The organism is Candidatus Marinarcus aquaticus (genome assembly GCF_004116335.1).
Taxonomy (GTDB): Bacteria; Campylobacterota; Campylobacteria; order Campylobacterales; family Arcobacteraceae; genus Marinarcus; species Marinarcus aquaticus.
On record NZ_PDKN01000012.1, the window covers coordinates 21,883 to 41,802 of the forward strand.

19 protein-coding genes are annotated in these 19,920 nt (G+C 35.9%); 7 read left to right on the forward strand and 12 right to left on the reverse strand.

Annotated elements, in window-relative coordinates:
• Positions 1-2: 2 nt before the first annotated feature.
• Genes CRV04_RS12550 through CRV04_RS12560 form a run of 3 tightly spaced genes read right to left on the reverse strand, consistent with a single transcriptional unit; the run spans position 3 to position 3,231 of the window.
• On the reverse strand, positions 3-398 hold the full coding sequence (locus tag CRV04_RS12550; protein ID WP_128997204.1) for a thioredoxin family protein: 396 nt from the start codon (positions 396-398) through the stop codon (positions 3-5).
• Positions 398-1,054 carry a response regulator transcription factor gene (locus CRV04_RS12555; RefSeq protein WP_128997205.1) on the reverse strand — a complete coding sequence of 219 codons (657 nt, stop codon included), beginning with the start codon at positions 1,052-1,054 and terminating at the stop codon, positions 398-400. Before CRV04_RS12555 ends, CRV04_RS12550 begins: the two co-directional genes overlap by 1 nt.
• On the reverse strand, positions 1,051-3,231 hold the full coding sequence (locus CRV04_RS12560) for a sensor histidine kinase (RefSeq protein ID WP_164969174.1): 2,181 nt from the start codon (positions 3,229-3,231) through the stop codon (positions 1,051-1,053). The genes CRV04_RS12555 and CRV04_RS12560 overlap by 4 nt, the downstream gene beginning before the upstream one ends.
• Positions 3,232-3,378: 147 nt before the next feature.
• On the opposite strand from CRV04_RS12560, the gene CRV04_RS12565 reads away from it, so the two are divergent.
• The 3 genes from CRV04_RS12565 (at position 3,379) to CRV04_RS12575 (ending at position 8,418) form a co-directional block, all read left to right on the forward strand.
• Positions 3,379-5,037, forward strand: coding sequence for an inverse autotransporter beta domain-containing protein (locus CRV04_RS12565; protein WP_128997207.1), 1,659 nt, complete (start codon positions 3,379-3,381; stop codon positions 5,035-5,037).
• A gap of 161 nt (positions 5,038-5,198) precedes the next feature.
• On the forward strand, positions 5,199-6,866 hold the full coding sequence (locus CRV04_RS12570; protein WP_128997208.1) for an inverse autotransporter beta domain-containing protein: 1,668 nt from the start codon (positions 5,199-5,201) through the stop codon (positions 6,864-6,866).
• A 142-nt stretch (positions 6,867-7,008) separates the two neighbouring features.
• Positions 7,009-8,418 carry a DASS family sodium-coupled anion symporter gene (locus tag CRV04_RS12575; protein WP_128997209.1) on the forward strand — a complete coding sequence of 470 codons (1,410 nt, stop codon included), beginning with the start codon at positions 7,009-7,011 and terminating at the stop codon, positions 8,416-8,418.
• A gap of 26 nt (positions 8,419-8,444) precedes the next feature.
• Here the strand turns inward: CRV04_RS12575 and CRV04_RS12580 are convergent, their stop codons facing one another.
• Both CRV04_RS12580 and dsbD read right to left on the reverse strand, forming a co-directional pair.
• Positions 8,445-9,185, reverse strand: coding sequence for a sulfite exporter TauE/SafE family protein (locus tag CRV04_RS12580; RefSeq protein WP_128997210.1), 741 nt, complete (start codon positions 9,183-9,185; stop codon positions 8,445-8,447).
• A complete protein-coding gene (gene dsbD, locus CRV04_RS12585; protein WP_128997211.1) occupies positions 9,185-10,909 on the reverse strand; it encodes a protein-disulfide reductase DsbD in 1,725 nt (574 codons plus the stop codon). Before dsbD ends, CRV04_RS12580 begins: the two co-directional genes overlap by 1 nt.
• 183 nt (positions 10,910-11,092) lie before the next feature.
• Here dsbD and CRV04_RS12590 point away from each other — a divergent pair, with 183 nt between their 5' ends.
• Positions 11,093-11,449: a rhodanese-like domain-containing protein gene (locus CRV04_RS12590; protein WP_128997212.1), complete on the forward strand. Its 357-nt coding sequence runs from the start codon at positions 11,093-11,095 to the stop codon at positions 11,447-11,449.
• A 24-nt stretch (positions 11,450-11,473) separates the two neighbouring features.
• Here the strand turns inward: CRV04_RS12590 and CRV04_RS12595 are convergent, their stop codons facing one another.
• Positions 11,474-11,695, reverse strand: coding sequence for a hypothetical protein (locus CRV04_RS12595; protein ID WP_128997213.1), 222 nt, complete (start codon positions 11,693-11,695; stop codon positions 11,474-11,476).
• A 3-nt stretch (positions 11,696-11,698) separates the two neighbouring features.
• The gene (locus tag CRV04_RS12600) at positions 11,699-12,517 is read right to left on the reverse strand and encodes a phosphatidylserine decarboxylase (RefSeq protein ID WP_128997214.1); all 819 of its coding nucleotides are present in this window, start codon (positions 12,515-12,517) and stop codon (positions 11,699-11,701) included.
• Between the two features lie 140 nt (positions 12,518-12,657).
• Here CRV04_RS12600 and CRV04_RS12605 point away from each other — a divergent pair, with 140 nt between their 5' ends.
• Complete coding sequence (locus tag CRV04_RS12605; protein ID WP_128997215.1) at positions 12,658-12,894, forward strand: hypothetical protein; 237 nt, start codon at positions 12,658-12,660, stop codon at positions 12,892-12,894.
• Positions 12,895-12,919: 25 nt separating this feature from the next.
• Here the strand turns inward: CRV04_RS12605 and mltA are convergent, their stop codons facing one another.
• The 5 genes from mltA to CRV04_RS12630 form a co-directional block, all read right to left on the reverse strand.
• Positions 12,920-14,011 (reverse strand): murein transglycosylase A, encoded by a 1,092-nt coding sequence (gene mltA, locus CRV04_RS12610; RefSeq protein WP_228126561.1) that lies wholly within the window; start codon positions 14,009-14,011, stop codon positions 12,920-12,922.
• Between the two features lie 72 nt (positions 14,012-14,083).
• Positions 14,084-14,365, reverse strand: a complete 282-nt coding sequence (locus tag CRV04_RS12615; protein WP_128997216.1) for a hypothetical protein — start codon at positions 14,363-14,365, stop codon at positions 14,084-14,086.
• A 146-nt stretch (positions 14,366-14,511) separates the two neighbouring features.
• The gene (dnaK, locus tag CRV04_RS12620; RefSeq protein ID WP_128997217.1) at positions 14,512-16,404 is read right to left on the reverse strand and encodes a molecular chaperone DnaK; all 1,893 of its coding nucleotides are present in this window, start codon (positions 16,402-16,404) and stop codon (positions 14,512-14,514) included.
• Between the two features lie 272 nt (positions 16,405-16,676).
• Positions 16,677-17,246, reverse strand: a complete 570-nt coding sequence (grpE, locus tag CRV04_RS12625; RefSeq protein ID WP_128997218.1) for a nucleotide exchange factor GrpE — start codon at positions 17,244-17,246, stop codon at positions 16,677-16,679.
• A 14-nt stretch (positions 17,247-17,260) separates the two neighbouring features.
• Entirely contained in the window at positions 17,261-18,052 is a 792-nt protein-coding gene (locus CRV04_RS12630; protein WP_128997219.1) for a heat-shock protein, read from the reverse strand.
• A gap of 225 nt (positions 18,053-18,277) precedes the next feature.
• Here CRV04_RS12630 and CRV04_RS12635 point away from each other — a divergent pair, with 225 nt between their 5' ends.
• Positions 18,278-18,847 carry an HPP family protein gene (locus tag CRV04_RS12635; protein ID WP_128997220.1) on the forward strand — a complete coding sequence of 190 codons (570 nt, stop codon included), beginning with the start codon at positions 18,278-18,280 and terminating at the stop codon, positions 18,845-18,847.
• A gap of 524 nt (positions 18,848-19,371) precedes the next feature.
• On the forward strand, positions 19,372-19,902 hold the full coding sequence (locus tag CRV04_RS12640; protein ID WP_128997221.1) for a hypothetical protein: 531 nt from the start codon (positions 19,372-19,374) through the stop codon (positions 19,900-19,902).
• Positions 19,903-19,920: the final 18 nt, after the last annotated feature.

Sequence of the window (19,920 nt, forward strand, 5' to 3'; positions counted from 1 at the left end):
CCTTATAATTGTGCTTTATATTGTTTTAATACGTTTAAAAATGCTGGAGCTTGTGCCCCACCTACAAATTGACGTCCCACTTTTTGACCGTTTTGATTCAAGACATAAAACGTAGGTGTACCATACACTTTTAAGCCCATAGGGATGTTTTGTTTGTTGATGTCCAATTCAAGCAAAACAAACTGTGTATGCATATAAGAAGAGAGCATTTCATCTTCAAATACTCTCTCTTTCATGTATTCACATGCTGAACACCTCTCTTGTGTAAACATGATTAAAAGAGGTTTTTTTTCACGTTGGGCTTCTTGTTGGGCTTGCTCTAAAGAGGTGAAAAAAGTCAACTCTTGTGCGTGAATAATCGCAGCTAAAAACAGAAATATCCAACACCATCGTTTCATCACAACTCCTTGCTTTTGGTTTCAAATTTATAGCCCATGCCCCCTTGGGAAATAATCGTATCGTGCGGCAATTTTTTTCGTACACGTTTGACCAAGGCTCGAATGTTATCCATAGAGGTCAAGTCTCCTTCCCACACATACTGTTCAATCTGCTCAAAAGTGATGATATGCTCTAGATTTTTAACAAACAAATTCAACAATAAAATCTCTTTTTTAGAGAGTTTTATCTCCTCGTTGTTATTGTAAAGTTTCTCTTTTTCAATATCATAACAGTAGTTCTCTTTGAGCTGTACACTGCAAACATTATGTCGACACAATTTTTCTACTTTGGTTTCAAGCTCATAGATATAAAAAGGTTTCTTTAAATACTCACTGCATCCTTTACAATAAGCCTCTTTAATCGTCTCTAAATCCACATTGGCACTGATGATAATACAAGGAGTGGTTTCATCCATACTCTTAATTTCATTGAGCAGTGTTAAGCCATCAATTCCAGGAACATTGATATCCAAAATAAAACAATCATAGCCATCATAGATGCTTTGCATCGCCTTTTTTCCATTATCAAACCAGTCTACTTTGTAGTTTTTCTCTTGTAAAGACTCAACAATCAACTTTGAGAGTCTCTCATTGTCTTCAAGCAGTAATATCTTCATTCTTCACTGCTTTTTTGAAAACAGGTCATGATGTGTGCCCCTTTTTCATACTCCAACGCTTTAATACGTCCGTTCATTTTATCTTCTATTAACAATTTTGCCATGTATAAACCAAAACCATCACCCTGCTTTTTAGTGGTATAAAAGGGTTTAAAAATGGTTTTAAGATTGGTTTTGGGTATGCCTATTCCATTATCTTTAATACTGATACAAATATAGTTTTTATCATAAAATACTTTAATTTTTATACTGCCTTCAAACTCTTCTTTTTGTTTTCGCTTTTTAATCCCATCAATGGCATTGTTAATAATACTGATAAGCGCTTGTTTGAACTCATTTTGATAGCCCAAGATAGTAAAGTCCTCTTGGTCTTTAAACTTTACACTCAGTTCAATATAGTTGTACTTAATATTGTGTTCAATTACAGCAATGGTCTCGTCTATGGCTTTTTTCACACTGAAATAGCTCTGTTGCAGAGATGGTTTAATAAAACTTCTAAAGTCATCAATGGTTTTGGTCATATACTGCACTTGCGTCATAATTTCATCTACGTGCAACTGGGTCTCTTCAAGTGTAATATCACGTTTTTTTCGAATAAACAACAACTCCTGAGCAATGGTTGAAATTTCGATAAGCGGTTTTTTCCATTGATGTGCTATGGAGGTTACCATCTCTCCAATTTCAGAAGATTTAGAACGTTGGATAATAAACTGCTCATCTTTTTGTCGTTGAAGTTCCAGTTTTCGCATATTAGTGTGGTCACTTAACACCGTTACAATCCCCACCACTTTATCATTTTTGTCATGATACCGTTTACGCCGTACAAGTGCATAAATTTTTTTGCCTTCACTGTCTAATAGTGTCAACTTTTTCTCTTCAAAATCACCTTGCAGTTTTCCTATTGAAAGCTCATTTTTAGGCATCAAAGTACTGATATGTTGACCAATAATCTCCTCTTTTTGTTTGTTTAAAAAACTGCAAAAAGTGGCATTGCATCCTAAAACAATCCCTTCATTACTCTCCCAAAAAATGGCATTTTTAATATTATTTAAAAGCACGCTGTCCAATTTATTTTGTTCTAACAACGTAATCTCCAAGCGTGTTTTTCGCACCACAGTGACCAACAAAATCAACAATAAAATCAACAATAATGGAACCACCACAAAAACACTGTTGACAAACTCACGATTCTCATCTAAAAAACTTTTGGGTCGGTTAACAATCGTAGCTAAAATAGGCATATTTTCATTTTTAATATCAAAATTTTTTAATACGTTGTAATCAAAGTAATATTTGCCTTTAGGCGTATCAATAGGAATGCTAGCAGGCAATTTCCCGTCAATGATTTGCAACACTTTTTTTGCTGCAAGTACTCCTTGCTCACGAGGATCGATCATCACACCCCCAAGAACTCCCTCTTCAAGATGGATGGTATTAATAGCAAAAATTGGATACGAAGTATTTTTAAAAAATTGACGTATCTCATTGTAAGGAATGTATCGTTTAAATTTATCGATATACAGACTTGTAAAAAGTATGGCACTGTGTGTAGGCAATTTTTCAAGCTTTTGTTTAAGTTCAGGCAGATAAATTTCATTATCATACACAATTTTAAATTGGCTCTCAAAACGACGCATTGTATTTAATATTTGATCTTTGATTGCTAAAGAAGAGAGCGTTTGATCGCTTATAATATACAGGGTTTGTAAGTTAGGAATAAGCTCAGCAATAAGCTGGATATTTTTTTTAAAATCTTTATACTCAATGACCCCCGTAACACTTTGTTCAGATTGTAAAGGGATATTCAGTCTTGAAAAGTTCTCTACTCCACAAAAGACAATGGGTGCACCATTAAACAACTCTTCATGATGTTGTAAGGCAAAGGTAAACGCATAATTATCTGCGGTGATAATCGCTTTATATTGACGCTTTTCAAACTTCTTTTCGTACAGTTTCACCAACGCATCAAAATACTCTTTTGTATCATTTTTTTTGGTGTCCATATACTCTGTAGTAATTTCATACTGCGTATTTTGGGCAAAAACAGAGTTGATCCCTTCAGAGATACCATCACTCCACTTTAAACCTTTATTATAAGAGTGCAATAACAACACTTCATTTTTTTCATTGGCCCATAAAGCAAAAAAAGAAAAAAAGATACAGAAAATTATTTTCATATCGACCATACTCAATGATTTTTTTTTATTGTATCAAAAAAGTCCTATTTTTGTGATGAGAGTTATTTTAAGTAAAAAATACAACAAATATAACGTGAGATGTAACGTTGACGTGTTATGCTAAAAAAAAGATAAAAAAGGCTCAAAATGACCCAAATGAAATGGACTGTTTTCACATCCTCTTTGCTTTTAAGTGGTATGCTTAGTTCTACCTATGCACAAACAAGTAAAGAAAAATGGGAACCATTCCTAGATGTAGAAGGAAAACTTGGGAGTCACCGACATCTTGGAGAAGGCAACTTTTTTATCCCTTTAGTGCAAGATAAAGATACTCTTTTATATACCGATATTCGTTACAGACTGGATAATAAAAGCAGCCGTGAAGGCAACTTTGGTTTGGGCCTTCGGCACATCCTTCCAAGCAGCTGGATTGTGGGTGGTTATACCTATTATGACCGACGTAAAACGCCTTACGACAACTACTTTTCTCAAATAACTGCAGGGCTGGAAGCCCTCTCAGTGGATTGGGATTTTCGTGCGAATGTATATATTCCTATTGGAACAACAAGCCATTTAGAAGATTCGTTAAGTTCAGTCGATTTTTCAGGTACATCTATCATGTACTCCCAAGGGGAAGAGCGTTCCATGAAGGGGTATGATGCAGAAATTGGCTACAGATTGCCTATCTTTGATGCGCAAGAAGAGCAACAAATTCGTCTTTTTGCAGGTGGGTATCGTTTTTATGAAGATGATGTACAAAGTGTTCAAGGCCCAAGAGGAAGAGTGGAGTTAACCTTTGATGAAGTCCCTTTTTTATGGAAAGGATCACGTTTGACCTTTGGAGCAGAGGTTCAAAGAGACGATGTAAGAGGAAGACAGAGTTTTGCAAGTTTAAGACTTCGTATCCCTCTTAATTGGGATAAAGAGTACTCTTTGCCTAAAAAAGAGTTAAGCCCCATTGAAAAACGTATGACCACTCCTATAATAAGAGACGTGGATATTGTCTCTCAAGCAGGAACATTTGGAGCACCTGTGGAGGTAACTACTACTGCAGATGGTAATAAACTCGTATATATAAAACATGATGAGATTTCAAGTGGAGCTGAGCTTAATACACTCATCCAAAATGCAGGGGAAAATGCTACCATTGTTTTAAATGGTACTTTAACGGGTATCAATAGTCTTTCAACGATGAAAGATGGGCAAACCATAATTGGAAAAGGCAACATTGATATTACGACACCTGCAGGAAACAAAGTATCTGTTCCCTCACCGGGTGGAAGTATTAGTGGGCAAGGCGGCTATATCCCTACTTCAGGCTCAAACACATTCTTTCTCATGGGGAATAACACCACTCTTACTGGTATCACAGCTCATATCACTAATAGTTCAGGAACGGGTACAGCCATTGCTCATATCCATAATGTCAACAACGTTACTATAAAAAACAGTAACTTAACTGTAATATCTTCTCCCATAGAGGTTTCTTATGTATTCACTGTAAACGATTCTGATAATATCTATATTGGGAATAATACTTTAAAGATGCACAGCGATGGTCCATATGCTTCTTTAATTGGTTTTATAGGTACGCAAATAAATAACGTCACTATTGAAAATAATGATTATACGATTTCAGGTACAACCGATAAATCAAGAACTTTCTACTTTTACAATGTATCCGTGAATAATTTAAATGGTTCAAATAACACCACGAATCAATCTGCAGGCTCTATGGGTACATATAATAATGCGAGTACTATCAATGGAAGTGTGAGTTTCACCAATGGGTTTACCGTACAATAGAATTTGTCTTTCAACACTTTCATCATGAAGTAAATGGCACTTTTACTACAGCTATTTACTTTGTGAGCATCGTTTTAAAAAAGCTTTCATATATAACACAATATAACGAACAATATAACGATGACACGATATTATAAAAAAAATAAGATAAAAGGTAAGAAATGAACAAAAAAAAATGGGCAATTTTAACATTCTCTTTGCTTTTAGGAAGTACACTCATGGGTGCCCCTACTCATACAAATCAAAAAAAGCAAAAATGGGAACCATTCTTAGATGTAGAAGGGAAAATGGGCAGTCAACGACACTTAGGTGAAGGGAACTTTTTCATTCCTTTGGTGCAAGATGACAACACCCTTTTATATACCGATATTCGTTACAGACTGGACAATAAAAGCAGCCGTGAAGGTAACTTTGGTTTGGGTCTTAGACATATTTTACCCAGTGAGTGGATTATTGGTGGTTACACGTACTATGACAGACGTAAAACGCCTTACGACAACTATTTTTCTCAAATAACTGCAGGTATGGAAGCCCTCTCAGTGGATTGGGATTTTCGTGCAAACGTCTACATACCAACAGGTACCAAAAGCCATCTGGAAGAGTCTTATAGTAGTGTAGCGTTTACCGATGCAGGTATCATGTATGCTCAAGGAGAAGAGCGTTCTATGAAGGGGTATGATGCAGAGATTGGTTACCGACTTCCTATCTTTGATGCGCAAGAAGAACAACAAATCCGACTTTATGCAGGAGGATTCCGCTTTTACGAAGATGATGTACAAAGTATTCAAGGGCCACGAGGTCGTCTTGACTTAACTTTCGATGAAGTTCCTTTTTTGTGGGAAGGTTCACGATTGACCTTGGGTGCAGAAGTACAAAGGGACGATGTACGAGGTCGACAAAGTTTTGCAAGTTTAAGACTTCGTATTCCTTTAGGAAATCAAAAAGAAAAATCTGCTCCTATTCAAAAGCTGAGTGCCATTGAAAAACGTATGACCACGCCTATTATTCGTGACGTGGATATTGTCTCTCAAGCAGGTGTTTTTGAAGCGCCCAAAGAAGTTACTACTGATGCCAATGGAAACCGTATTAAATTTATAAAAAGCAATTCAACAACAGGTGCAAATTTGACAACAACCATTGAAAGTGCAGGAGAAAACTCTACGGTTGTTTTAAATGGAGATTTCAGTGGTGTTGATTCATACACATCACTCAAAGAGGGACAAACTATTATTGGAGGTGGAAGTATGGGTATCACCACTCCAGCGGGAAAAAAAGTCTCTGTGTTTATTCCCAATGCATCCATAACAGGAAAAGGTGCGTATTTCGGAAATGCGAATACCTTCTTTAATATGGCAAATAACAGCAGTCTTATAGGTATATCCGCCAACCTCAATCATACCGATCCTGCATCAGGGACGACTATGTTTTTTATGAATGATGTTCATAATGTCACTATCAAAGACAATCACTTCTCTTTGAGTGCATCAGATGGTACAAATTTTTACATGACTACCATCATTGATTCAACAAATGTTTATATTGGAAACAATACGATGAACATGAACAGTGATGGAGATTTCTCATATTTTATGAGCGTTTTAGGTCGTCAGAACAAGAATATTACTGTTGAGAAGAATGCTTACAATGTTTCAGGAACGGCCCTTCCCATTAGAACTTTCTATGTTTATAGAACAACCATTGAAAACTTAAAAGGTTCAGGCAATACAACTAATCTGAATGCTGCTCAAATGAGAACTTGGGATGCAGATTCAAGTATCATCAATGGAAGTATCAGTTTTACCAATGGGTTTACAGTAACATTGCCATAATGTAAACTCTACTTCTTCGTGTGTGAATAGTAACCATACCAGTTTTATTCACACTCTTACTTCATTTTCTTGTAAAAAAGTCCTATTTTTATCCCTAGCTTAAAGTTATAATTTAATTATAAAACTATTAAAGGAGTTTAAGATGTCACCGATTTTATCATTTAAATCGTTAGCACCAATTGCAACACTGATTGTATTTTGGTTTATACCAGCCCCTGAAGGGCTCAGCATAGAAGCATGGCACTTTTTAGCTGTATTCTTTGCCGTGGTTGTAGGACTTATTGTAGAGCCAGTTCCTGCTGCGCTCGTTGGTTTTACAGGAATTTCTGTTGTTGCCTTACTTGGGTTAATGGGAAATGCAAAAGCAAGCATCTCTTGGGCACTCTCTGGGTTTTCAAATACTGTTATTTGGCTTATCTTTGCAGCATTTATGTTTGCTCTTGGGTACAAAAAAACAGGTCTGGGACGAAGAATTTCTCTTGTTATGATTAAATACATGGGGAAAAGCTCATTGGGTCTTGGGTATGCTGTCGCATTCTCTGACTTAGTACTTGCGCCATTCATGCCATCAAACACTGCAAGAAGTGCGGGTACGATTTATCCCGTAGCAAGTAATATTCCATTGATTTTTGATTCAACTCCCGATAACGAACCACGAAAATTGGGTTCATATATCTCTTGGGTTGCAATCGCAACAACGTGTGTTACAAGTTCTATGTTCTTAACCGCACTTGCACCCAACCTTTTAGCCGTTGACTTAATTGCACAAGGTACAGGAAATACCATTTCATGGTCAGCTTGGGCAAGCATCATGTTGCCATTGATGATTCCATTGTTCTTATTAACCCCTTGGTTGGTCTATGTTATTTACCCACCAACACAAAAAACATCTCCTGAAGCTCCAGCATGGGCAGCAGAAGAGTTAAAAAAACTGGGGAAAATAACTTCTAAAGAGCTGTTAATGGCAGGACTTGCTATCTTAGCATTGTTCTTGTGGATTTTTGGTAAAGAGTTTGGTATTCACTCAACCACTGCAGCAATTTCTATTGTTGCTATCATGGTAGGAACTCGAGTTATTACTTGGGATGATGTTATCTCTAACAAAGCTGCATTTAACGTACTTATCTGGTTCGCCTCACTTGTTGCGATGGCAGCTGGGCTTAAAAAAGTAGGGGTTTTAACATGGATTGGGAACAGTGCAGAGATTCACTTAGCAACCATGACACCAACGATGTTGATTCTTTCTATGCTGTTATTGTTCTTTGTACTGCACTACTTCTTTGCAAGTACCACAGCACATACAACTGCATTGATGCCTATTTTCTTGGCCATTGCCGTTAAATTGATGACACCAGAACAACTCATTCCATTCTCTATTTTACTTGCGGGTAGTTTAGGGGTTATGGGTATTATCACACCATATGCTACTGGTCCATCACCTATTTGGTACGGAGCAGGTTATATTACACAAGCAAGATGGTGGGGTTTAGGTGCCATTTTTGGAGCGATTTACTTAGCAATGATCATCTTAGGATCATTCATATTTATCTAATAAAAAGAAGAGATCTTCTCTTCTTTTTAGACACTTACTTGAACAATCAACAACACTGCCATAATAAACAACAACCCTTTTATACAGAGTTTATATAAAGGCCCTTCTATTTTTCTTTTTATCTTTACACCAACAAAGAGTGCAAGCGCTACAACAAAAAGTGTCGTTAATGAAAATCCCATTTGAACGTGCGTAAATGAAGCATAAAAAGAGAAAATAATCAACTGCACAATCTTACCAAATAAAAAGCACAAATTAGAAAACTGTATGGTTTGACTTTTTGTATGATTGGATTCAAAAGAATAAACAATCAACAATGGAGCCATGGCATTGGTCAAACCACCCATAAGACCTGCACTCAAACCAAAAAAAACCAATGATTTTTTAGGATGCTTGTGCACTACATTGGTTTTTACTTTGAACTTATCCATGGATAAATAGAGTAAAATAATTACAGCAAGAAGCAGTTTAAAAAATTCAGAATTTAAAGAGATTAAGATGATGGTTCCAATCAAACTTCCAAGGGTACTCACAATTGCAAATGGAGCAAACTCTTTAAAGACTGTCATAAACTTCTCTTCACTTTTGATACTGACAATATTGACTAAAAGAGTGGGAATAAGTGTAAAAAAGACAGCCGTTTGCATATCTGTAAACAGTGCAATAATTGGAGTAGCAATTAGAGGAAAACCAAAACCAATGGAGCCATGTATTATTGCAGCGACAAAAAGTGTTGCTGCAACAATAAAAAGCAACTCCAATGGCATCAAAAACTCTTATTGATAATTGTTAAAAAATCTTCAGGATTTTTATAACCAATGATTTTGGATTCATTGATTTCTTGACCGTTTTTATTCCAAAAAATAAGCGCAGGAGGCCCAAAGAGTTTAAAACGCTGTTGCAGTTGTTTGTCTTCTACACTGTTTGCAGTTACATCGGCTTTAAGCAACGTAAATTTTTTGAGTTTTTCAATGACACGTTCATCTTTAAAAGTAATCTCCTCAAACTCTTTACATGCCACACACCATTGGGCCCAAAAATCAAGCATCACAGGTTTGTTTGAGTTGGCGATGGCTTGTTCAAGCTGGGCAATATTTTTCACATAATTCCATTGTAACTCTTGAGTTGTTGCTTGTTGTAAAGCGTTTGTAGAGAGTGTCAATTTCTCTAGTGGTTTTAAGACATTGGTTGCGCCACTGATGGCTCCAATAAATGTCAACACCCCATAAATTAAAATCATGGTCATCAACGTTCGAGCTAAAAAGTGTCTGTATTGAAGCAGATAATAACCTGTTCCAATCAAAAGAGCTGCCCACAAATAAATCACATATTCAGAAAAGACTCTGTCTAACATCCACACAGCAATGGCCAACATCAAAATACCAAAGAGTTTAGAGACAGTATCCATCCATTTGCCTGGTTTTGGCATGTATTTTCCAGCACCTACTCCTAAAGCAAGCAAAGGCATACCCATACCCAAACTCAAAACAAAGAGTGCTGCAGCACCTAAAAGTGCATCTCCTGTTTGCCCAATATAGACCAACGCTCCAGCCAGTGGTGGAGCCACACATGGTCCGACAATCAATGCCGATAAAAACCCCATCACTGCAATACCAACGACCCCATGCCCTTTTTGCCCATCGGTGGTTTTATAGATTCGTGTTTGTAGCCATTTGGGTGGTTCAATTCTGTAAAAACCAAACATTGAAAAGGCCAATGCCACAAAAATAAGAGCAAACACCACTAGAACATAAGGGTTTTGTAATAAGACTTGTAAGTTTGAACCAAACAGACCTGCAAGAACTCCTGCAATAGTATAGGCTAAACTCATGGCCAATACATAGACCAACGAGAGCAGAAATCCTTTTTTGGCACTCATGCCATTTTTATTGCCTTCAGCGACGATGATGGATGAGAGTATTGGAATCATAGGAAAAACACATGGTGTGAGTGAAAGCAGAACTCCAAATCCAAAAAAAGTAAGTAATACAATGATAAAATTCTCATCTTTAAGTGTATTGGTAATAATGTCCGTTTCATTAAGATTTTGAGATGCACTCTTTGGATTTTTAACTGTATCAGAACTTGTTCCAAAAACTTTTTTCAAACTCATAGGTGCATAACAAAGCCCTGCTTTTGAACACCCTTGATAAAAAAACTCTATTTCAAATTGATTGGTATTTGCATATTGCTCAATCACACTCAGTGGCACATTGATTTGCACGGGATTAAAGACCACATCAAATCCATCATACGTAACACTTTGTGGAATCACAGCTTGTACAGTAATCTCTTTTTGAATGGGTTGTGTGAGTTTCACTTTGAGTTTATCATGATATAAGTAGATATCTTTTCCAAGAAGAATATCAAATACTATAGCCTCTTTCGTTTGTGTTATGGTTGGTTTAAAAGCCTCGTCTGGCTCTAAAAAATCGTTTTGAAATGACCAAGCATAAATAACAGTAACAAGTAAAAAAAGAATTTTTCGCATTCAGCTACCTTTTGTATAAACACAAGATTATAGTCTATTTATGTGTAGTTAATGTGGGACAGGCCTATTTTCTTGTGATGATATTATAATCTAAAAGACTAAACTTTTTATTAAATATTAACTTTTTTGCATAAGTTTGTATAAGTTTTTTTTATATAGTATAGCAAACATAAAAGGAGTGTTATGGCGTTTGAACTCAAAGAGATAAGTCCAATAAGTTTAGAAAAGAGTGTTGATGATTACGTCTTAGTCGATATACGAAGAGCCAGTGAGTGGCAACTCACAGGTATCGTTGAAAATTCTCATTTGTTAACATTTTTTGATGAATATGGTCGGTATGATTTACAACAATGGTTAGAAGCATTTGAAGCTTTGGTACCAAGCAAAGCAACTCCGTTTGTACTTATTTGTGCACATGCCAATCGTACACTGGATGTGGGACTCTTTTTAGTCAATAAATTAAAATATGAAAACGCGTATCACCTCAAAGGTGGGATCATCAATTGGTTACAAGAGGGGAAAAGTGTTGTGGCGGTTTGAAACATGGGAGTATCCCATGTTCAATTATTTATTTGCTTTTGCTTCTAATAAAACTTTAACAACTTCGTCAATATTATCATAAGGAATATGTGACTTCCACTCAACATCTTCACCATTTAGTGCAATACCAATGCTGACAACATCTGCAGTACCTGCACCGTATGGTTCTGTTACATTTGAAATTGAAATAACACCTTTTTTTGTCCCTGACAGTGGGATTTTCGCTAATTGAGTAACTTGTGACATCTTTTATCCTTGTAAGTTATTTGTTATTATTGTTCCGAAACTAACCTTTTGATTTGTTAAATCTTTTAAGTTAACAAAATCCTTTTCCCAAATCATAACCACGGTTGAACCCATCTTGAAGTAACCTAAACAGTCTCCTTTTTTAATCTCTAAGTCATCATACTCAATGCATTTGATCTCTTGCGTATCGATATTCGTCTCTACACTTGGTTCAAACTCAAATACCATTTGCCCCACATTCAAAGCACCCACAAAAACCATATAAAAAAGCTTGTTATCTTCGGTTTCACACTCTAAAATCACACGCTCATTTTGGCAAAACAGATGCAACTCTTTTTTTAAATATCTGAAGTTAACTGGGTAGAGTTTTCCAGGTACATGAATAAGTTTTTTAACTTTACAATCATACGCAGCATGGTATCGATGATAATCTTTTGGTGATAAATAGAAGTTCATGAACGCACCATCGAGCACTTTGCCTCGATTCTCTTTTGAAACATAATAGCTCAAAAGCTCTTCAACATCATACGCCATGCCTTTGATTTGCAACAGAGTATTCGTTTGCAATTTTCCAGACTCAGTGATAAAACTATCTGCTGGTGAGATAAAATTGGCTTTGCTTTGGTCAATCTCTCTTGGCTGAAGCAGTGCGCGTGTGAACAAAGCATTTAAAGAACGATACTCTTCAGGTTTTAAAAACTCCTTCATGTCCAACTTCAAAAAAAAGACATAGCCTTTGTTGATGATTGTTTGAATGAATGATGGAAATTCTGTTTTAGCAAATTTCCCGAAATATTGTGAAATGACATTGGTGATATGCATTGTGTTCCTTTTAAAAAATCTATTTTATCCAAACTTGACTTGATTTTTAAAATTTAAATTTAACTCGTTAAAATAAGATAAAAATTATCCTAATTAGCTAATCTTCCATTTTATAAAAATTATATAATAAGGATTTAAATATGCATAAAGTTTTAGTGGCACAAGAGTGTGGATGTTTCAAACGAAGCGACTTATCAAACAATATTTCTGTAGAGAGTAAAGATGACGCATTAAGCAAAGCCATAGAGATGCGAGATATCATGAATGATGAATTCTGTGGTAAACACGACTTTGAAGTCTTAGAAGAGAGCAATAATTTTGTTATTGGTTTTAAACAAGAAGCGCACAGCGGATGCTGTGGTGGAGGTTGCCACTAATATACAGCCTTCTGGCTGTATATTATCAGTTGGGCATTAATACAAACAGCTTTCCAGCCTCTTTCATTCGTCCAGCTGTGGCTTCTGCCTCTTTTCCATATCCCCAGAAAAAATCTGCTCGAATCTTTCCTTTAATAGCACCACCCGTATCAGCAGCAACCATCAGTTGAGAAATGTCCTCTTTGGTTAAAGGGTTTCTTGTTTGAATAAACACAGGCACTCCCAATGGAATATACTTTCGATCAACTGCCAAGTTTCGTTTGGCCACCAATGGTACCCCTAAACTTCCTGTAGCACTCTGGTCATTTTCATGGAAAAAGACATAACTTTCGTTGACATTCAAGACTCTGTCTGTCTCTTCAGGATGGTCTTCAAACCATCGCTTCATCGCTTGCATCGAACCACCATACTCTTTTAACAATCCATTGCTGATCATATATTTTCCAACGGAGTTATAGTTTCGACCATTTTGATTGGCATAACCCACATTGATGATTTCTCCTGTGTCTAATTGTACTTTTCCCGAACCTTGAATATGTAAGAAGAACAGATCAACTTTGTCATCCACATAACAAATGGCTTCCATATTCTCACTCTCTTTGATTTCTCCTCGTGATGCATACGGCACAAGGGTATTGCCTACAAGTTTACCTCGCAATCTGTAACGCTTCAATTCAGGATAAATCGCACTTAAGTTCACCGTCACTAAATCGTTTGGTTCTTTATAAATAGGGTATTGATATTTGTCTGTTTTGGTTCTGCTTCCATGAAGTAAAGGTTCGTAATACCCTGTAATCAACCCTTCATCGCTGTGGTGATCATCGTAGAGCTTATAAGGAGTAAAGTTGCTTTGAAAAAACTCTTTGGCCGATACATAATCTTGTGCTTGTACACACGCTTTTTTTAAGATGGCTTTTCGTTTTGCTTTCTCACATCCACGTTTAAATACCATAAAAGCGTGCTCTAAGTCATCTTGTTCAAACCCTTCTAAGTCATTCCAGTCTGCCTCTTTAAAATTTCCTTTTGAGACATCTTCAAATGAAGCATATTTTGGGGTACATCCGGTGATTAAAAACAGTGCGCCAAGTGTTAAAATAAATAGATATGTTCTTTTCAATGCTTTGCCTTTTGGTTTTTGTAATTTTAGCACGAAAAAGTTACGGAAAAGTTAATGCCAGAAAATTAAGTCTTAGGATTGAGAGTAAACCTCTTTTAAACCACACTCTTTACAACGATACTCTATGTCGTACACACCACAGCATCCGTGGCTTTTTAAAACATTTTTAGTGATTACTTCTTGGGTAAATCGTGTCTTATTGACCTCATCAAAAAAGACTTTGGCTTTGGCTCCACACGATGGGCACTCACCTCGATTGAGTTTGTCTACTCGAGAATGTTTGTTTTTAAAATATAAAAGTATGGCAAATATTGAAATTAAAAAAAGTAAGAGTATAAAAATAAGGGTTTGCATCAGGGAAGTTACCTCCCCTTTTGCATCGAGAACATCATCTTGCGCTTCTCAAAGTACCATTCAGGTACTTCTGCGATATTGCGCTTCTCAAAGTGCCATTTAGGCACTTCTGCGATGCTCTTCTTTTTTAGCTTTTTGTACAAAGATTATTCAACTTCCGCGTCGATAACATCGTCATCATCTTTTTTAGCTTTAGCGTTTGGTTGACCTTGAGCACCTGCTTGGTCACCACCCTCTTTTTTGTACATTGCTTCAGCAAGTTTGTGAGATTTTTCAGTTAAAGCTTTTACTTTATCTTCAATTTGCTCTTTGCTTGCATTTTCATCTTTTAATACTTCTTCAAGTTCAGCTGCGGCATCAATAATTGCTTTTTTCTCATCTTCAGATACGGCATCTTCGTTCTCTTCTAACGTTTTTTTAGTAGAGTGTAACAATGCGTCTGCTTGATTTCTGATTTCAATCACCTCTTTTTTCTTCGCATCTGCTTCTTTGTTTGCTTCTGCTTCTTGAACCATTTTTTCAATCTCTTCATCACTTAATCCAGATGAACCAGAAATAGTAATTTTGTTCTCTTTACCAGTCCCTTTATCTTTAGCAGATACATTTAAAACACCATTGGCGTCAATGTCAAATGTAACTTCAATTTGTGGAACCCCTCTTGGAGCTGCTGGGATATCAGACAGTTCAAACATACCTAAAGATTTGTTGTCTTTAGCAAACTCTCTCTCACCTTGTCCTACGTGAATAGAAACAGCTGGTTGGTTGTCTTCAGCAGTTGAGAATGTTTGTGATTTTTTAACAGGAATGGTTGTCCCTTTTTCAATCAGTTTTGTTAATACTCCACCTAATGTTTCAATACCAAGTGAAAGTGGTGTAACGTCAAGTAATAATACATCTTTTACATCCCCTTTTAAAACACCCGCTTGAACTGCAGCACCAGCAGCAACCACTTCATCAGGGTTAACACCTTTATTTAAATCTTTTCCGAAGAACTCTTTAACCACTGCGTTTGCTTTTGGTAATCTTGTTGATCCACCCACCATGATTACTTCTTGGATTTCACCTTTATCTAAATCTGCATCTTTAAGAGCAGTTTTGATGTGTTGCAGTGTTTCAGCAATTAAGTGTTCTGTCATAGACTCGAATTTTGCTCGAGTGAGTGATTTAACTAAGTGAACTGGTCCAGCATTACCCATAGAGATAAATGGTAAGTTAATCTCTGTTGACTCAGCAGATGAAAGCTCTTTTTTCGCATTTTCAGCGGCATCTTTCAGTCTTTGAAGTGCCATTTTATCTTTTTTGATGTCAAATCCATTTTCAGATTCGAACTCTTTTGCTAACCAATCAATAATAGCATTATCGAAGTCATCTCCACCTAAGAATGCATTACCATCTGTTGAAAGTACTTCAAATGTTCCATCACCAATTTCTAAAACAGTAACGTCGAATGTTCCTCCACCTAAATCGTAAACAAGAACTTTCTCTTCACCTTTTTTATCTAAACCATACGCTAAAGATGCTGCAGTTGGTTCATTGATAATTCTTAATACATTAAGACCCGCAATGGTTCCTGCTTCTTGAGTTGCTTTTCTTTGTGCATCGTTGAAGTATGCTGGTACAGTAATAACTGCATCCGTAACAGGTGCACCTAAATACTCTTCAGCATCTGCTTTTAATTTTCCTAAGATTTTTGCAGAGATTTCTTGTGGAGTATAAACTTTATCTCCAATTTCAACGGCTGCTGCACCATTTCTGTTAACGATTTTGTACCCTACTTTAGATTGTGCTTCTTTCGCATTCTCTTCATCCATCATAAGACCCATGATTCTTTTTACAGAATAAATAGTCTTCTCTGGGTTTGTGATTGCTTGTCGTTTTGCTGGGTCCCCTACTAGAACTTCACCTTTGTCTGTAAATGCAACGATTGATGGAGTTGTGTTTTTTCCTTCTTTATTTGGAATAACCTTTGCTTCACCACCTTCGTATACTGCCATACAAGAGTTTGTTGTACCTAAATCTATACCAATAACTTTGCTCATTTTTTCTTCCTTAATTTTATTTTATAAAATGAAGGGACCATCTTTTTTGATGTTCTTTAGCGGTTGAAATAAATTCAACCTAAGAATCAATCCTAAAGCACATGCTGAAGCATGTGTGATTCCCTCATGTTGTTTAACTTCATTGATAGTTTTTTGACGTTGCGGTCAGTGATGCAATGCATCAAATGAATAATGAAAAGTGAAAAATGAATAATTTCAGAAAATCACTCTTCATTGTTCATTATTACCTATTCATTTATTTGTAAAAAGTTTTACTTTTTACAAATACTCACCATCGCTGGTCGAAGTAGTCTCTCTTTATACTTATACCCCTTTTGAAGCTGTTGAACAATTTGTCCATCTTCATGATCTGGGCTATCTACTTGCATGACTGCATCGTGGAAGTTTGGATCAAATTCACCGTCTGTTTCTACTGTGGTAATATCGTGTTTTTCAAACGCCGTGTAGAAGTTTTTAATGGTTAACTCAACCCCTTGCTTCAATTTTGCAAGCAACTCTTCTGCAGGCAGTTCTGTTGCAGCCTCTTCTGCTGCTAGTGCCATCTCCAATGTATCAATGGGTGCAAGTAAATCTTTTGCAAACTTCTCAGACGCATAATCAATAGCTTGATACTTCTCTTTTTCTAAACGTTTTTTAATGTTTTCAAAATCCGCATGTACTCTTAAATATTTATCTTCACTCTCTTTTAACGCCTCTTCAAGTTGCGCTACTTTCTCTTCTAAAGTGGGTTCAGCCGCTTCTTGTGTAGCTTCTGCTGTCTCCTCTTCATTTTGTACTTCTTCTTGAATAACTTCTTCTTGTTCGTTTATTTTATCACTCAAAATTGTCTCCTAATTTATACCAATGTAATTTTATTAAAAAAGTATTCGTAGTCTTTGGAGAGTTCTCCCACTACAAATATCTTTGTCTCATTACCATCAATCATGCAGTTATAACAAGCACCCATATATTCAGGAGGCAATAACTCATCAAAGTATAATCCCTCTTTGAATTGGTCAAGAATTCTTCCTGTTAAAAAATTGTTGATATCATGGTCTGCAAAGTTGTAATTCAATGCCAGTCGTAAAAACTCTTTAACATTATATATATTGAAATCTCTGCTTTGTAAAACTCTGTTCACTTTTTCATAAATCTCAACCGCACCCACTTGTTTTGATATGTTGATGATATGAGAAATCTCAAACCCAATCATATCACTTAAAAAACGATACAATGCATCAGAGTACTTAATGGTTACGGGGAATGTTGTAAACTCCAGCAACATATATTTCCCCTCTACATTAATGATATTTTGTAGTGTATCGGTTGTTTGGTTTTTAGCAAAAACGGTCAATCCAATTTTACTGGTCAAATACTCTAAAGCTTTTAAATTCACACCACCGATTTTAAAGTTCAACTTTGAAATCCAGTACTGCTTCAACGCTTCAGTTGTTGGAGTTCTTCCACTGCTTACGTGCTCTTGAGCAAGATAACCTTCATCACCCAACTTTTTAAAATATCCACGAATGGTTGCAGGTGAATATGTAATGTCATACATTGTTTTTAACTGAGTTGAACCAATGGGTTCAAGATGTTCAATGTACGCTTTGATTATCGACTCTAATAAGAACTCTTTTTTATTTACCATGATACTGTCTCACAATTTTTTAGCACTTTATGTCTTATACTGCTAAAGAATTATAACGAATTGAGTCTTGATTTGTCAAGTAGTTTTTGGCAATTCCTTTATAATTGTGCTAAAGCATCCATTCTATGGTAAATATAGAACCTTAGGTGAAAATTAATTGACCAAAGTCATGGCATCTGTTTTGCTTTTTAACTATACTGGCACTCAAAGAACAAGTGAGTCAATATGAAACAATTTTTACAACAATTTCAAAGAAACAGTACTGAAAAAATAGACTTAGCTAACCTCTTTTGGTCATGGATTGGCTCTTTTTTAGGGATTGTTTCTATCTCCTATTTACATTTTGACCTTTTAAAAGGTACGGATTTGAGTCTGGTTATTGGTTCGTTTGGGGCAAGTGCTGTTTTAATCTATGGGGCAGTGCACTCCCCTTTGGCACAACCGCGTAATTTAATTGGTGGTCATATTTTAAGTGCCATTGTGGGAGTGATCAGTTTTAAACTTTTAGGAGACTATATTTGGTTATGTTCTGCCGTTGCTGTAGCAACGGCAATTTTGGTAATGCAACTGACTTTAACCCTTCATCCTCCAGGAGGTGCCACAGCTCTTATTGCTGTTATTGGAAGTGAAGAGATACACCACTTAGGTTTTTTATATGTTTTAGTACCTGTGGCAACGGGAGCATTTATTATGTTAGGGATTGCTATTGTTATCAACAATATTCCCAAACACCGTTTTTATCCCAACAGTTTTAAAGATAGGAATTTTTTCAAGGATTTTTTTAAAAGAGACTAACCAATTTCATAACACTTACCGAAACAAGTTTTTGAGTAACCTCTTGAAGAACAAGTTCTTCGCTCTCTTACTTTTGTATTGACAAAAAGTAAGCAAAAACAACCACGGCTTCAAAGGTCTTACGACTTCCCTCACTCACTGTTTTGAATTTCTAGCTTGCGGAACTCGTCGAAAAAGTGCATTAAGCACTTTTCTCTCCTCAAACAGTCCTCAGCTTTTTCCGAAATGAAAAACAGACATTCGGCTTTTGCAGATGTGGTCATATTCCATATTATACAAAAGAAGGTAAAGTAAAAATTTATCATCGTGAGACAATGTTTGATTTAGTAATTATGAAGGTGGAGCGTCAGTCCTTAGAAACAGTGCTTTTGCGCTACTTATTCTCGCGTTGAGAAAAGTAGCAAAGCGTGACTCACGAAAGTGAGCACAGGAGAGATTAGAAGCAAAGCTTCTGCATGTGTAGTTTATCTTAATCAATATATTTATATAAAAATAGTAGTATATTTTAACAAAGGATAATCATCATGAATACTTTTATTAAAAATTATTATCAAATGTTATATGCAATTGAACAGTCTATTGAACAAAAACTACAACTTCCTACATTGACATTAATTTACTCTACAATTGATAGTTTATCGTGGGTTGCATATGGTGATATAGGAGTTAAAAAACGATTTACAAAATGGATTCATGATTATATGTTTAGGACAAAAAAACTAAATGTCAATGCACTTGATTTGTATGCTGCAAGATGTGCTATTTTACATACGTTAACTCCAAACTCAGACCTTTCAAATAATAATCAAGCTTCAACTTTATGGTATAGTTGGGGAATAGGAGAAGATATAGAACTTGAACAATTGATAAAAAAGAGAAAAGTGGAAAATGCAAAAGTAATTCATATCAATGAACTATACGAAAGTCTTAAATTAGGTATATTACAATTCATTCAAATTGAAAACTTAAATGAAGATTCTCAAAAAAGAATAAATCAACATTATGAAAACATTACTAGAGAACAATTAACAAAATATCTAAAACTAAATAACTGAGTAAATTTATTGTTTTGA